Origin of the sequence: Streptomyces sp. NBC_01142 (assembly GCF_026341125.1) — a bacterium.
Lineage (GTDB): Bacteria > Actinomycetota > Actinomycetes > Streptomycetales > Streptomycetaceae > Streptomyces.
Genome location: NZ_JAPEOR010000001.1, coordinates 1,939,227 through 1,952,697, shown reverse-complemented (window position 1 = coordinate 1,952,697; position 13,471 = coordinate 1,939,227). Strand labels below are relative to the sequence as shown.

Genomic DNA, 13,471 nt, shown 5'->3' with positions numbered 1-13,471 from the left:
CGGGCCACGGATGACCTGAAATCATCTACCCATGCCCAAACAGATGAGCGATCCGCAGCAGCGGGTCGGGATAACCGCCGTCGGCAGCCTGCTGCCCGATGAGGTCCTGTCGTCGGACCGCCTGCAGCAGGAGGTGGCCGAAAACAGCGGCTTCACGCTGCCGCCTACGCTGCTGAGGCAGGCCACCGGCATCGCCACCCGCCGTATCGCGGGCAACGGCGTGTTCGCCTCGACGCTCGCTGTGGGCGCAGGGCGCCGGGCGCTGGCCGCGGCCGGGCTCGATCCGCTCGATGTCGACCTGCTGCTGTTCGCCTCCGCGTCGCGTGACATGGTCGAGCCCGCCACCGCGCACATCGTGCAGGCGGAGCTCGGTTCGAAGGCGCATGCACTGGATGTCACCAATGCCTGCAACAGCTTTGTCAACGGGATCGACCTCGCCCGCGTCATGATCCTCGCCGGGCGGGCGCGCCGGGCCCTGGTGGTCACCGGGGAGACCCCGAGCCGGGCGATGCACCGGGCACCCGCCGGTTTCGCCGGGTTCCGCGACGGGTTCGCCGGTTACACCTTCGGCGACGCGGGGGCGGCCGTCGTACTGGAGGCCGTGGAGCGCGGCGGGATCCTCGACGTGGACACCGAGACGTGCTCCGAGCACTGGGAGGTCGGCGGCATACCGGGCGGAGGTTCCCGGCATCCGCGCGGCGACGAGTACACCTACTTCCGCGGCGACGGCCGGGAGCTGCGCGGTGTGTTCGAGAAGGTGGGAACGGCCGTCATCGACCGGGCACTGCACCGTACGGGGATGGACTGGGACGACGTCGCCAAGGTGCTGGTGCACCAGGTGACGGTGCCGTATCTGGAGCGCTTCGCGGAGCTCACCGGGGTGCCGCAGGAGAAGCTGGTGGTCACCGTTCCCGAGCTGGGCAACATAGCCAGCGCAAGCATCGGCGTGCAGCTGGAGCGGGTGCACGGTGAGCTGCGTCCCGGGGACCGGGTGCTCTTCGTGGGGCTCGGCGGCGGCATCAGCATCATGACGATGATCTGGGAGAAGTCTTGAGCAGCCAGGACGAGTTGTGGGTGATCGTGCCCGCCCACCAGGAGGCGGCACGCCTCGGTGCGACGCTCCGGGCGCTCGCCGCGCAGCGGGAAAAGGACTTCACGCTGCTCGTGGTCGACAACGGCTCGTCCGACGGCACCGGGACCATCGCCCGGAAGTTCGCCGCGGAGGCGCCGTTCCCGGTGGAGGTGATCGAGGAGCCGGAGAAGGGCGTGGGGTGCGCCGTGGACACCGGCTTCCGGTACGCGATCGACCGGGGCGCGAGGCTGCTCGCCCGTACGGACGCGGACTGCCTGCCCCGCCCCGGCTGGACCGCCGCCGCGCGGGCCGCGCTGGCGCACGGCGGGAGCGAGCGGCTGGTCTGCGGGCGGATTGTGGCCCGGCGCGACGAACACGGCCCGCTCGGCCGGGCCTGCTTCGCCGGGATGGTGACGCTTGCCGCGCTGTTCGGGCGGCTGCGCCCGGCGCATGCCCGCAGGAACGGCTATCTGGCCCCGTACCGCATGCACGCCGGGAACAACATGGCCATCACCGCAGGGCTGTATCTGGAGGTCGGCGGCATGCCGCGGCGGCCCTCGCCGACGGACCGTCTCTTCCTCAATGCGGTGCGCCGGCACACCACGCGGATCGTTCGTTCACGGGAGATGGTCGTGGAGAACTCGACGCGGCGGCTGCGGGCGTACGGGATCGCGGGCACGGCGCGCTGGTACCTGGACCGGGGGCCGGGGCGGCACGGGGAGGACCCTCGCTGAGGGGGTGTCCTTCCCCTCCCGCCCTTCCCTTGCGGCCCCGCCCCCTGGCTGGGGCTCCGCCCGGACCCCGCGCCTCGATCGCCGGCGGGGCTGCGATCCAGCCCGTCCGGCGATTGAGGACACGGCCGAAGGCCGTACAGGGGTCTGGGGCGGAGCCCGGGTTCGGGAAGGGGCGGGGTGGGGGAACAGCCCGCCGCAGGCGACCCGCCCCACCCGACACGGCACAACACCGCACACATCGCGCACACCGCACGGAGAGGACCCGCCCCCGATGCTCGACCGCCTCGACCACGCACTCCGCACCCGCCCCGACCGCCCCGCCGTGCTCGCCGCCACCCGCACCGGCGCGCCCCGGGTCCGCGCGACCCGCGGGGAACTCGCCGAGCTGGCCGACGCGTATGCCGCCGCGCTGCACGCACGCGGGCTGCGCGCCGGGGACACCGTCGGCGTCGCCGTACGCCCCGGGCCGCGCGCGCTCGCCGTTCTGCTCGCCCTGTGGCGGCTCGGGCTGCGCGGCGCCGTTCTCGACCCCGGCGCGGGCCCCGAGGTCCTGCGCGCCCGGCTCGCGCTGGCCCGGCCCTCGCTCGTCCTGGCCGACGCCACCGCGCAGGCCGTCGCGGGCTGGGCCCGTCCGCTGGCCCGCCGCGCCCGGCTCGCCCTGCCGGACCTGGGCGAGCTGGGTCCGGTGGCCACCGTCGGCCGCCGGCTCCCGGGCTGCGCGCCCCGGCTCGACGCGACGGCGCCCCGGCTCGGCGTCCCCGTCCCCGGCGCGGACCACGGGGACGGCGACGCGGTCATCGTCTTCACCTCCGGTACGACCGACCGGCCACGCGCCGTGGTGCACACCCGGGCGAGCCTGGCCGCCGGGATGGGCACGGTTTCCTCGCTCTTCGGAGCACGGCCGGACGAACCGGTGCTCGGCGGCACCTTCTTCGTTCTCGTTCCGTCCCTGGCGCACGGCGCTCCCGTCGCCCTCCCGGCGCGCTCCCCGAAGGTACTGGCGCGGCAGCTGCACCGGCTGCGCCCCCAGGGCACGTATCTGACGCCGCCGCAGCTGCGCGACGCGCTGCGGGCAGGGGCCGCGTTCACGGGGAGGGTGTGGACGGGCTCGGCTCCCGCGAGCGCCGAACTGCTGACCCGGGTGCGGCGCGCGGGCGCGGCGGAGGCGTGGGGCGTCTATGCGCTCACCGAGCTCTTTCCCGCCGCCGCCGTCGAGGAGCGGGAGAAGGCCGCGTTCGACGGCGCCGGCGACCTCGTCGGTGCCCCGCTGCCGGGCGTCGAGGCCAAGCCCGACGAGCACGGAGAGCTGCTGCTGGCCGGGCCCGCGGCCCGGCACCGCTATCTCGGCGACGATCCCGATCCCTGGGTGCGTACCGGCGACCGGGCGCATCTGGACGGCACGGGCCGGATCGTCCTCGAGGGCCGCTGCAAGGACATGGTGCTGCGCCGGGCGGAGAACATATATCCCGGCTTGTACGAGCCCGCCCTGCAGGTGCCGGGTGTGGAGCTGGCCGTACTCGTCGGCGTACCGGCGGGTGACGGCGACGAACGGCTCGTCGCCGTCGTACAGCCGCAGCACGGAGCCGGTGAACGCGAGCTGCGCAGCGCCCTGTCGGGCCCGCTGCGGCGGATGGGCACGGCCCGCCCCGACGCCCTGCTGTTCGCGGACATCCCCCTGTCCGGCCGCTCCCGCAAGCCGGACCGGGCAGCGACCGCACAACTCGCGACCGCACGACTCGCCACCGCAGGGCTCGCCACCGCACCGCGCACGGCGGCACGGACGGACGGCCCCGCGTGAGCGCCCCGGCCCTCCGCCCGCACACGAGCGCGGCCGTACGCGCCCTCCGCCCGGCCCTACGCGCCCTCCGCCCGGCCGGGGACCGGGTCCTGGTCGCCCACCGCCGCTACACCTCCGCCAACGGCGACGCACTCGCCGGAGCGCTGACGTACGCGCTGCTGGTCGGGACGGCCCCGGCCGTGCTCCTGCTGGCATCCCTCGCCGGCGGGACCGGGGCGGGGGAGGCAGCCGTCCACCGCGTCGTAGGGGACCTCACCGAGGCGATGCTGCCCGCGGAGGGCGCCGCGGCGGCCGCCCGGCTGCCCACCGAGGCGGCACACTGGCGCCCGCTCCTTGCCCTCGCCCTCGGCTGGGCAGTGGTGCGCCTGACCCGGGCGCTGCGCACGGGGGTCAGGGCGATGTGCGGACAGAACGCGGGCAGCGGCAATCCCTTCCGCGACGCGGCGCTCGACGCCGTGCTCGCGGTGGGGCTGTGCGGCTGCCTCGCGGCCGTCGCCGTGGCAGTGTCCGTGGGCGGGCCGGTGCTCGCCCTCCCGGCACTGTGGGCGCTGTTCACGGCCGTACTGCGGTACGCCCCGTGGCCCGCGCCCGGGCGGCCGACCGCGGCCGTCGCGCTGCGTGCGGCGCTGGTGGCGGCACTGGTGTGTCAGCTGCTCGCTCTCGCCGGGTGTCACTACCTCGCGGCGACCGCCGCACTCCACGAGGAGCTGTACCGCTCCGCCGGGCTCCTGGTCGGGCTGCTGATCTGGTGCGGCCTGTGCGCGCGGGTCCTGCTGAGGGCCGTCGCCTGGGCGGCCACCTCCCCCACCACTGAACCCGGGAGCAAGAGTTGACACTGTGGGTCGTCATTCCCGCCTACAACGAGGCGGCCTCGATCGGCGACACCCTGGCCGCGCTCGCGTCCCAACAGGACACCGGGTTCTCGCTGGTGGTCGTCGACAACGGCTCCACCGACGACACGGCGGGCGTCGTACGGAACTTCGCCCGTACCGCGCCCTTCTCCGTGGAACTGGTCGGCGAGGCGCAGCCCGGTGCGGGTGCTGCCGCCGACACCGGTTTCCGGTACGCCATCGACAGCGGCGCACGCCACCTGCTGCGCACCGACGCGGACTGTCTGCCGGCCCCGGACTGGACCGCCGTGGCGAAGGCGGAGTTCGGGCGCGGCACCGAGATGGCCTGCGGCCGCAGCGTGCCGCGCCCCGACGAGCGGCCCGGCCCGGCGGAGGCGTGGCTGCTGCCCGCGCTGATCCGGCTGACCGCGCTGTACGGCCGCTACCGCAGGGAACACCGCCATCCGCGCTACCGCACCCCGTACGTCCTGTGCCACGGCCACAACCTCGCCATCACCGCCGATCTCTATCTGCGCTGCGGCGGCGCGCTGCGGGTACCGCTGCATGAGCAGTCCGAGGACGTGGCCCTGCTCAACCGGGCCCGGGAGCACAGCGATCGCATCGTCCGCGCCGAGCACCTGGTGGTGCACAACAGCCTGCGCAGACTGCGTTCCTGGGGCGCGCGCCGGACCCTGCTCTGGTACTGGGACCGGCGCTACCGGCCCGCCGACCTCACGGAGGTACACGTCCGATGACATCCAAGGCCCCCAGCCCGGCGCGAGCCCGCCGCCGCGACCGCCGGGTCTATGCGCGCAGCCACCCCGTGCTGTTCGCGCTGCTCGCCGCGACCCGCGGGCGCCCCGTACGGAGGATCGGGCGGACGCTGCTGGTGCACGACCCCGACGCCTATCGCGAGGCGCTGACCCGGCTGCCGCTCGACCGTACGGCGGCCGGTACGACGGGCGGCGCGGCGCAAGCCGCACTCTCCACCGCGGGGACACGGCACGGCGGTGTGCTGTTCGACCAGGAGGGCAGCGTGCACCGGGCGGGACGGCGCGGTCTCGCCGGGGACCTCGGCACGGCCGGGGTGGAGCAACTGCGTGCGATGTGGCAGCCGTTGCTCGTGCGGCGGCTCGCGCCGCTCGCGCAGGGCGGCGAGGTGGACCTGGTGGACCTCGCGCGGGAGATGTCCGGCTCGGTGGTCTGTGAACTGCTGGGCTCGGATGCCGATCCGGCGGCGGTGGCGGACGCCGCCGCCGAGGCCGCGGCCGCCTCTGTCCGAGCCCATCTGCCCGGCCCCGGCCGCCCCGGTGCGCAGGCCGCCACGGCCCGCGCCACCGCACGCCTCCAGCAGCTTCTCGGCACCGCGGACGACGCGCTGTCCGCGATGGTGGCGGTGGCGGCCGTCAACACGACCGTCGCCGGTCTGCCGCGGGCCGCGGCCTGGTGCGCGGACGCCGGACTGTGGGACCAGGCCGTGGACGAGACGCTGCGCCAGAGCCTGGCCGACGAGCTGCTGCGGGTCACTGCGCCTTCACCGCTGCTGCCCCGGGTCGCCGCCGCGGACGGCACCGTCGGCGGCTGCCCGGTCCGCTCCGGCGACCGGCTGCTGCTGGTCGCCCGGCATGCCGTCGGCGCGCACCAACGCGATCCCGACGCCCACCGCCCCGCCGGACCGGACCTCGCCCACCTGGTCTTCGGCGCCGGTCCGCACACCTGCCCCGGCGCCCGGCTCGCCCGCGTACAGCTGGCCGACACCCTGGCGGCGCTCGCCCCGCACCGGCCGGTCGTGGTGCGGGCCCGCGTCGACCGGCGTGCCGCCCTGCCCGGCTGGCGGTCGCTGACCCTGCGAGCGGAGATACGCCCATGACGACCCGGCCGCGCATCGCCGTCACCGGGGCGAGCGGCTTCTGCGGCGGCCATGTCGCCAGAGCCGCGGCCGCCGCGGGAGCGGACGTGGTCTGTGTCGGCCGCAGGCCGGGGCCGCTGGGCGAACACCGCTTCTGGGACGCCGCCCGCACGGTCCCGGACTTCGCGGGCACCGACCTCGTCGTGCACTGCGCGGCGGCGGTCGGCGACCCCGTACCGGGCTCACCGGCCGAGGCCGGGATGCACGCGGTCAACGTCGAGGGCACCGCACGGCTGCTGGAGGCCGCGGCCGGCAGGCCCGTGGTCTGGGTGAGCAGCGCCAGCGTCTACGACCCGCGCCGCGACCGCAGCCTGGTCGGCGAAGACCATCCGCGCACCGGCCACCTGAACGCCTACGGCCGGACCAAGGCGGCGGGCGAAGCGCTCGCCCTCGCGGCGGGCGCGGTGGTGCTGCGGCCGCGCGCGGTCTACGGTCCGGGCGACAGCCAGCTCCTCCCCCGGCTGCTCTCCCGCGTCCGCGCCCGGACGCTGCTGCTGCCCGGCCCCGACGTCCGGCTCAGCCTCACGGCGGTGGAGAACCTCGCCGACGCCTGCCTGGCGGCGGCGGACTGGGCACCGGGGGCGTACAACGTGGCCGACGCCGTCCCGTACGACCGTGATGCGGCCGTACGACAGGTGCTGCGGGCCCACGGCGTCACGGCGCGGATTCGGCATCTCCCACTGGGCGTTGCCCGCACCGCCGCACGCGCCGCCGAGGCCCTCGCCCGCCGCGGCCCCGGCTCCGCCGAACCTGCTCTCAGCCGCTATGCGGTGGATCAGCTGGCCCACACGGTGGTGCTGGATGTGACCCGGGCCCGGTCACAGGGCTGGGCTCCGCGCCGGACGCTGCAGGACTACCTTGCGGACAGCACCGGGGCCGCGCGCACATGAGTCCGCATCCGTCGCCCCCAGCAGCCCCCACAGCCCCTCAAGATCCGCCGATGCCGGCGTCCGGTACCGTGCGGTGACGATCTTCATGTCTGGAGGGGACTTCCATCGTGCAGGCGGCAGCCGAGGACGACGACCACGACGAGATCTTCCCCGACATACCCGACCCGGAGGACGGCAGCGCCTGGCAGGCGCCCGCCGACCTGGAAGAGCACCTGTACGAGCTGGCCCGGGCGGACGACGCCCATACCTATCTGCGGGCCATCGCCGTCGAGGGCGTGTACCAACCGGTGTCGCGGGCCGATGCCACGCTCGATCCGCAGAAGCGTCCGCTGCTCACCGTCGACGCCGGCGACGGACGGAAGGTGGCGCAGGTCTACACCGCCGGGCTGCTGCCGCGCCCGCATCCGCATGTGGTGTACGAGTTCGTCACTCTCGGCACCCTCGCGCAGATCTGGCCCGATGATGTCGATGTGCTGGTGGTCAACTGCAGGACGCCGTGCGAGCAGTACTTCCTCACCACCGAGGACGAGCGGGAGGTCTGGGCCGACCTGCACCGGGACCACTTCCGCCCCTCCCGGCTGGGCGACCGCATCGACACCCGCCGCACCGGGGCACCCGCTCCCGGACCGCTCCTGCACGGTCTGGCGTGCGGCGCACACCTCTGCTTCGCCAACGGCGACGCCTGGAACACGCTCGACTGGCACGGCACGGGCTACAGCGGTGAGGTCGAGCGGCTCCAGGAGTCCTGGGGCGTACGCACCAGGGACGACTGGCTCGGTATGCAGGAGCGGCTGCTGAGCCGCGAAGTCAGCCCGTGGTACTGGGACTTCGTCCTGGACGCACGGAACTCACTGGCCCGGGAGCAGGGCACCCCCGTGGATGCCGGACTCTGGCGCCGGTGCGTGGAAGTGACCCTGCGCAATCAGCTCCGCAAAAGCGGCGGACCCGACACCCCGCACCGGCCGGGCGACGACGCCGAACTGGACGCCTTCGTCGGCGTCCTGCGGGACCTGGTGGGCAAGGTGCTGCGGTACGAGGCCCGCTTCCGCGCCGACGGACTCCTTGCGCCCGACGGCCTCGTCCGCACCGTCGCGGCCTGGGACATCGGCCGCGCCTCCAAGATGGCCCGCTGGGGCAGAGGCTCCCGCCATGCGACCCAGGCGGAACTGCACCGGGCCGTCGAGCGCGCCGGCGACGCCGCCCGGTCCGCGTACAGCTCCTGGGAGGAGTTCTCCGCCGGCTACATCCTCGGCCGGTGTCTCCACTTCGACGAGGAGGAGTTCGGCGAGTGGTACACCGACGTCCTGTACGCACACCGGGCCCTCACCACGGACCCGGACAGCCCCTGGCTGACCGTCCCGTTCCACTGCTGAGGAAGGGTGCTCAGCCCCCGTCGGGGACACAGTCCCGGCCCGGGGGTCAGCCCTGGCGGAGCGCTCAGCCCTCGTCGGGGCTGAGCCGCAGCGAGATCGAGTTGATGCAGTACCGCTGATCGGTCGGTGTCGGGTAGCCCTCACCCTCGAAGACATGCCCGAGGTGCGACCCGCACCGCGCGCACCGCACCTCCGTGCGGGCCATGCCGTGCGAGCGGTCCTCGATCAGCTCGACCGCGTCCGTGTCCTTCGGGTCGTAGAAGGACGGCCAGCCGCAGCGCGACTCGAACTTCGTGTCGGACCGGAACAGCTCCGCGCCGCACGCACGGCAGGAGTAGACGCCCGCCGTCTTGGTGTCCGTGTACTCACCGACGAAGGCGGGCTCGGTGCCGGCCTGGCGCAGAACCTGGTACTCCGCCGGTGACAGCTCCGCGCGCCACTGCTCGTCCGGCTTCTCGACGTCGTACGACATGAATCGGCTCTCCCTCAGTTCGACAAGCGGGCCAGGATGTCGGGGCCGAGGTCCGTGACATCGCCCGCGCCCATGGTGAGAACAAGATCGCCGGGCTTGGCCATTCCCGCGACGACGTCGGGGACGGTCGTCCTGTCGTGGACGGCCGTGACCTCGGCGCCGGCCGCGCGGGCCGCGTCGATGATCAGGGCGCTGGTGATGCCCGGGATCGGGTCCTCGCGGGCCGGGTAGATGTCGAGGACCACCGAGGAGTCCGCCAGCGCGAGGGCCTGGCCCATCTCCGTGCCCAGTTCCTGGGTGCGGGAGAAGAGATGGGGCTGGAAGACGACGAGCAGCCGGGCGTCGGCCGCCGCGCCGCGCATCGCCTCGAGGTCGGCCGTCATCTCGGTCGGGTGGTGGGCGTAGGAGTCGATGACCTGGACGCCGGCGGCCTCGCCCTTGAGCTGGAGGCGGCGCTTGACGCCGGTGTACTTGCCGATCGCCGAGGCGAGGTTGTGCGCCGGGATGCCGAGGGCGACGCCGGCGGCGAGGGCGGCCACGGCGTTGTGCGCGTAGTGGCTGCCGGGCACCGAGACGCCGAAGGTCAGGAACTTGCCGTTCAGCAGGACGGTGACCTCGCTGGTGAGGCCGCGCGGCGTGACCTTGTGGACGCGGACGTCGGCCGACTCGGACTCGCCGTAGGTGACGACCTTGAGCGTGGACAGGTCGCGGATACGGGACGTGAGCTCGACGGCCCCGGGCTGGTCCGCGGAGATCACCAGCGTGCCGCCCGGCACGACCTTGCCGACGAAGGTCTCGAAGGAGTCGTAGATCTCGTCCATCGAGGCGTAGTTGGCGTGGTGGTCGAGCTCCACGTTGAGGATGATCGCGACCTCGGGGTCGTACTTCTGGAAGCTGCGGTCGCTCTCGTCGGCCTCGGCGACGAAGATGTCGCCCTTGCCGTGCCGCGCGTTGGTGCCGGGCCCGGCGAGGTCGCCGCCGATCGCGTACGAGGGGTCGAGGCCGAGCTCGGTCAGGGCCACGGCCAGCATCGAGGTCGTGGTGGTCTTGCCATGGGTGCCCGCGACGGCGATCGAGCGCAGGCCGGTCATCAGGGAGGCCAGCGCGTCGGAACGGTGGACGACCGGGACGGACAGCTCGGCGGCGCGCGCCAGCTCCGGGTTGTCGGCGCGGATCGCGCTGGAGACGACGACGCAGGTGGCGTCCGGGGCCAGGTGCTCGGCCGCGTGCCCGATGTGGACGGTGGCGCCGAGCCCGCGCAGGGACTCCGCCGTCACCGACTCCTTCGCGTCGCTGCCCGCGACCTTCGCGCCGCGCTGGGCGAGGATCTTCGCGATGCCCGACATTCCGGCGCCGCCGATGCCGATGAAGTGCGGGCGTTCCATGGCGCTAGGGATGGCGGGTGCCATGCGTATGTCTCCCCAAGATGTACGAGTACGTGCGAGCGCCCAGCCTATTCGCTGTGCGCGAAGAGCTTGAGCACCGGTACGCCGACCTTGTGGCGGGCTCTGGAGGCCCAGTCCCGGTGGAAGAACTCCTCCACATAATGCGGCTCGGTCAGCACGATCACCTCGTCGGCGCCCGACTCGTCCACCACGGCCGTCAGCTTGTCCAGCGGGTGCTTCTCGACGACCTCGCCCACGGCCTGGCAGCCCGCCGCCCGCAAGGCGGCCAGTGAGTGCTCCAGGGCGAGCCTGGCGGGGGCCTCGGCGTCCTTCCCCTCGGGCTTGTCGCCCTCGCGGACGGCTTCCTTCAGTTCGCCGAGTGCGACGTCGTCGATGGCCCGCAGCAGCACATCGGCCTGATCACCGCGAGGCTGCATCAGCACGACGAAGGACACGGCCTCGTCCCCGTGCAGGCTCGTGACGAATTCCACGTCTTCCGACGTCAGGGGCTTCTCGATCATCATTACGCTTGTGAACACGTCAGGAGCCCTTCTGCGGAAACCATCCTTCCCCGTGGCCGCACGGGGTCTGCGAGAGTAAGTGTGCCCGGCGGAGGCTAACCGGAGCGACAAATTCCACCGATTGTCAGATGCGACGGTAGCGGGTGAAGAGGAACCCCGCCTCCTCCAGCACGGACGCCAGGGCGAAGCGCTCGGGAATGCTCAGCGAGGGCCCGCCCGCGATCCGCTGCGCATCCCCCACCGTCAGCGTCGGCGACACGGTCAGACACAGCTCGTCGAGTACCCCGGCCGCCACGAACTGACCCAGCATCCGCGGCCCGCCCTCGGTGAGCTGGCGCACCAGGCCCCGCTCCGCCAAGGCGCGCACGGCCTTGGCCGGCTCCACCCCGGGACCGTCCCCGGCGATCACCACCTCCGCGCCCGCCTTCTCGGCCTCACGGATACGGTCCGGGGACGCCGCCGCCCCCGTCAGTACCAGTGTCGGGACAAGCGGCTCGGCGAACAGCGGGAGCGAGAAGTCCAGCTCCAGCGAGGCGCTGACCACGGCGATCGCGGGCGCGGGCCCCTGCCCGGCCGCGGCCCGCCGGTCCGCGAAGGCCTCCCGGGCGCGGGCGGGGCGGTACCCCTCCAGCCGTACCGTTTCCGCGCCCACCACTACCACGTCGGCCAGGCCCCGCAGCGTGCCGAAGATCCGCATGTCCGTGTCGGAGGAGATCGGCTGTGAGCGGCCCTCGTGCTGGGCCGCCCCGTCCAGCGAGGAGACCATGTTGGCCCGCAGCCACGGTCCGTCCACGGCCGGGTAGGCATAGGCGTCGGCCAGCTCGTCCAGGGACCACTCGTGGTCGGCGCTCCGGTCCGGCTCGTCTGCTGTCTGAACTGTCTGGTCGGTCACAGGGAACAGGCGTCGCATGCTGTGCAGTCTGGCACGCCCCTTACAGTGGGGAACTGTGTCGACCAGTGCCATAACCGAAGCGGCCCCACTCTCCCTCTGCGCCCGCGAGCCGCATGTCCCCGCCGACCGGCTGGTCGCGGAGATGGTGCCGCCGCCCCGCTTCGACGCGGTGCGCTTCGATACATACGTCCCCGATCCGAACCAGCCCAGCCAGAGCGAGGCCGTCACGGTCCTGAGCTCCTTCGCGGCGGGCCTGGGCGGGGCGCACGCCACCGGAGCCGCCAAGCGCCGCTGGTTCGCGAAGAAGCCCGCCGCCCCCACCGGCCCGCGCGGCGTCTATCTCGACGGCGGCTACGGCGTCGGCAAGACGCACCTGCTCGCCTCTCTCTGGCACGCCACCCCGGCGGAGCCGACGCTCAAGGCCTTCGGCACCTTCGTGGAGCTGACGAATCTGGTGGGCGCCCTCGGCTTCCAGCAGACCGTGCAGACACTGAGCGGACACCGGCTGCTCTGCATCGACGAATTCGAACTGGACGACCCGGGCGACACCGTCCTCGTATCGACGCTGCTCGGACGGCTCGTCGACGCCGGCGTCGCGCTGGCGGCCACCTCCAACACGCTGCCCGGCAAGCTCGGTGAGGGCCGCTTCGCGGCAGCCGACTTCCTCCGCGAGATCCAGGGACTGTCCGCGCGCTTCCGCCCGCTGCGGATCGACGGCGAGGACTACCGGCACCGCGGGCTCCCCGAGGCCCCTCCTCCGTACGCCGACGAGCAGGTCACCAAGGCCGCGTACGCCACCGAGGGTGCGTCCCTCGACGACTTCCCCGGGCTGCTGGAGCATCTCGCGAAGGTGCACCCGAGCCGGTACGGGGCGCTCACCGACGGACTGCGCGCGGTCTGCCTCACCGACGTCCGGCCCGTCCCCGACCAGTCGACGGCGCTGCGGCTGGTGGTACTCGCCGACCGGCTGTACGACCGGGAGGTGCCGGTGCTCGCCTCCGGCCTGCCCTTCGACCGTCTGTTCAGCGACGAAATGCTGAACGGCGGCTACCGCAAGAAGTATTTCCGGGCGATCTCCCGGCTCACCGCCCTGGCGCGGGACGCAAAGGGCCTGGTGGACCAGTAGGTTCATGGGCGTAACCCATCTTTCCGTCAGAAGGGAACGCATCATGGCCACCAAGCGTCAGGCGCACACGATCTGGTAGGGCAACCTCACCGAGGGCACGGGCACCGTGACCTTCGATTCCTCGGGCATCGGCGACTACGCCGTGTCCTGGCCGTCGCGCGCCGAGCAGGCGAACGGCAAGACCAGCCCCGAAGAGCTGATCGCCGCCGCCCACTCCAGCTGCTTCTCCATGGCTCTCTCGCACGGGCTCGCCCAGGCCGGCAACCCGCCGACCAGGCTGAACACCCAGGCCGAGGTGACCTTCCAGCCGGGCACGGGCATCACCGACATCCACCTCACCGTCCAGGGCGACGTCCCCGGTCTCGACGAGGCCGGCTTCGTCAAGGCGGCCGAGGACGCGAAGGCGAACTGCCCCGTCAGCCAGGCCCTCACCGGTACGAGCATCACGCTCACCGCGTCGCTCGCCTGA

General features: G+C 73.3%; 13 protein-coding genes and 1 pseudogene. 10 read left to right on the top strand and 4 right to left on the bottom strand.

All coding sequences use genetic code 11. The features are described from left to right. The first annotated feature begins 31 nt into the window (after positions 1 to 31). The 8 genes from OG883_RS08960 to OG883_RS08925 all read left to right on the top strand — a co-directional run bounded on the left by OG883_RS08960 (position 32) and on the right by OG883_RS08925 (position 8,606). Entirely contained in the window at positions 32 to 1,054 is a 1,023-nt protein-coding gene (locus OG883_RS08960; RefSeq protein WP_266537376.1) for a 3-oxoacyl-ACP synthase III family protein, read from the top strand. Further along, positions 1,051 to 1,806, top strand: a complete 756-nt coding sequence (locus tag OG883_RS08955; protein ID WP_266537373.1) for a glycosyltransferase — start codon at positions 1,051 to 1,053, stop codon at positions 1,804 to 1,806. The genes OG883_RS08960 and OG883_RS08955 overlap by 4 nt, the downstream gene beginning before the upstream one ends. Before the next feature lie 271 nt (positions 1,807 to 2,077). Then, on the top strand, positions 2,078 to 3,604 hold the full coding sequence (locus OG883_RS08950) for a class I adenylate-forming enzyme family protein (RefSeq protein ID WP_266537371.1): 1,527 nt from the start codon (positions 2,078 to 2,080) through the stop codon (positions 3,602 to 3,604). Further along, complete coding sequence (locus OG883_RS08945) at positions 3,601 to 4,437, top strand: YhjD/YihY/BrkB family envelope integrity protein (protein WP_266537368.1); 837 nt, start codon at positions 3,601 to 3,603, stop codon at positions 4,435 to 4,437. Before OG883_RS08950 ends, OG883_RS08945 begins: the two co-directional genes overlap by 4 nt. Next, positions 4,434 to 5,189 carry a glycosyltransferase family 2 protein gene (locus tag OG883_RS08940; RefSeq protein ID WP_266537365.1) on the top strand — a complete coding sequence of 252 codons (756 nt, stop codon included), beginning with the start codon at positions 4,434 to 4,436 and terminating at the stop codon, positions 5,187 to 5,189. Before OG883_RS08945 ends, OG883_RS08940 begins: the two co-directional genes overlap by 4 nt. After that, positions 5,186 to 6,304 (top strand): cytochrome P450, encoded by a 1,119-nt coding sequence (locus OG883_RS08935; protein ID WP_266537362.1) that lies wholly within the window; start codon positions 5,186 to 5,188, stop codon positions 6,302 to 6,304. The genes OG883_RS08940 and OG883_RS08935 overlap by 4 nt, the downstream gene beginning before the upstream one ends. Next, on the top strand, positions 6,301 to 7,233 hold the full coding sequence (locus OG883_RS08930) for an NAD(P)-dependent oxidoreductase (protein WP_266537359.1): 933 nt from the start codon (positions 6,301 to 6,303) through the stop codon (positions 7,231 to 7,233). Before OG883_RS08935 ends, OG883_RS08930 begins: the two co-directional genes overlap by 4 nt. Positions 7,234 to 7,340: 107 nt before the next feature. Next, positions 7,341 to 8,606, top strand: a complete 1,266-nt coding sequence (locus OG883_RS08925) for a DUF1266 domain-containing protein (RefSeq protein WP_266537357.1) — start codon at positions 7,341 to 7,343, stop codon at positions 8,604 to 8,606. 64 nt (positions 8,607 to 8,670) lie between these two features. On the opposite strand, the gene msrB is transcribed toward OG883_RS08925, so the two are convergent. From msrB to OG883_RS08905, 4 genes are all read right to left on the bottom strand, one after another. Then, positions 8,671 to 9,078 (bottom strand): peptide-methionine (R)-S-oxide reductase MsrB, encoded by a 408-nt coding sequence (gene msrB / locus OG883_RS08920; RefSeq protein WP_266537355.1) that lies wholly within the window; start codon positions 9,076 to 9,078, stop codon positions 8,671 to 8,673. A gap of 14 nt (positions 9,079 to 9,092) precedes the next feature. Continuing rightward, positions 9,093 to 10,487 carry a UDP-N-acetylmuramate--L-alanine ligase gene (gene murC, locus OG883_RS08915; protein WP_266537352.1) on the bottom strand — a complete coding sequence of 465 codons (1,395 nt, stop codon included), beginning with the start codon at positions 10,485 to 10,487 and terminating at the stop codon, positions 9,093 to 9,095. Between the two features lie 44 nt (positions 10,488 to 10,531). Further along, entirely contained in the window at positions 10,532 to 11,002 is a 471-nt protein-coding gene (locus OG883_RS08910; protein WP_266537349.1) for an indole-3-glycerol phosphate synthase, read from the bottom strand. 106 nt (positions 11,003 to 11,108) lie between these two features. Continuing rightward, positions 11,109 to 11,894 (bottom strand): pyrimidine reductase family protein, encoded by a 786-nt coding sequence (locus OG883_RS08905; RefSeq protein ID WP_266537340.1) that lies wholly within the window; start codon positions 11,892 to 11,894, stop codon positions 11,109 to 11,111. Between OG883_RS08905 and zapE the strand changes: the two genes are divergently transcribed. Both zapE and OG883_RS08895 read left to right on the top strand, forming a co-directional pair. Next, positions 11,893 to 13,002 (top strand): cell division protein ZapE, encoded by a 1,110-nt coding sequence (gene zapE / locus OG883_RS08900; RefSeq protein ID WP_266537336.1) that lies wholly within the window; start codon positions 11,893 to 11,895, stop codon positions 13,000 to 13,002. The genes OG883_RS08905 and zapE overlap by 2 nt on opposite strands. 43 nt (positions 13,003 to 13,045) lie before the next feature. After that, positions 13,046 to 13,471, top strand: a pseudogene (locus tag OG883_RS08895) (OsmC family protein).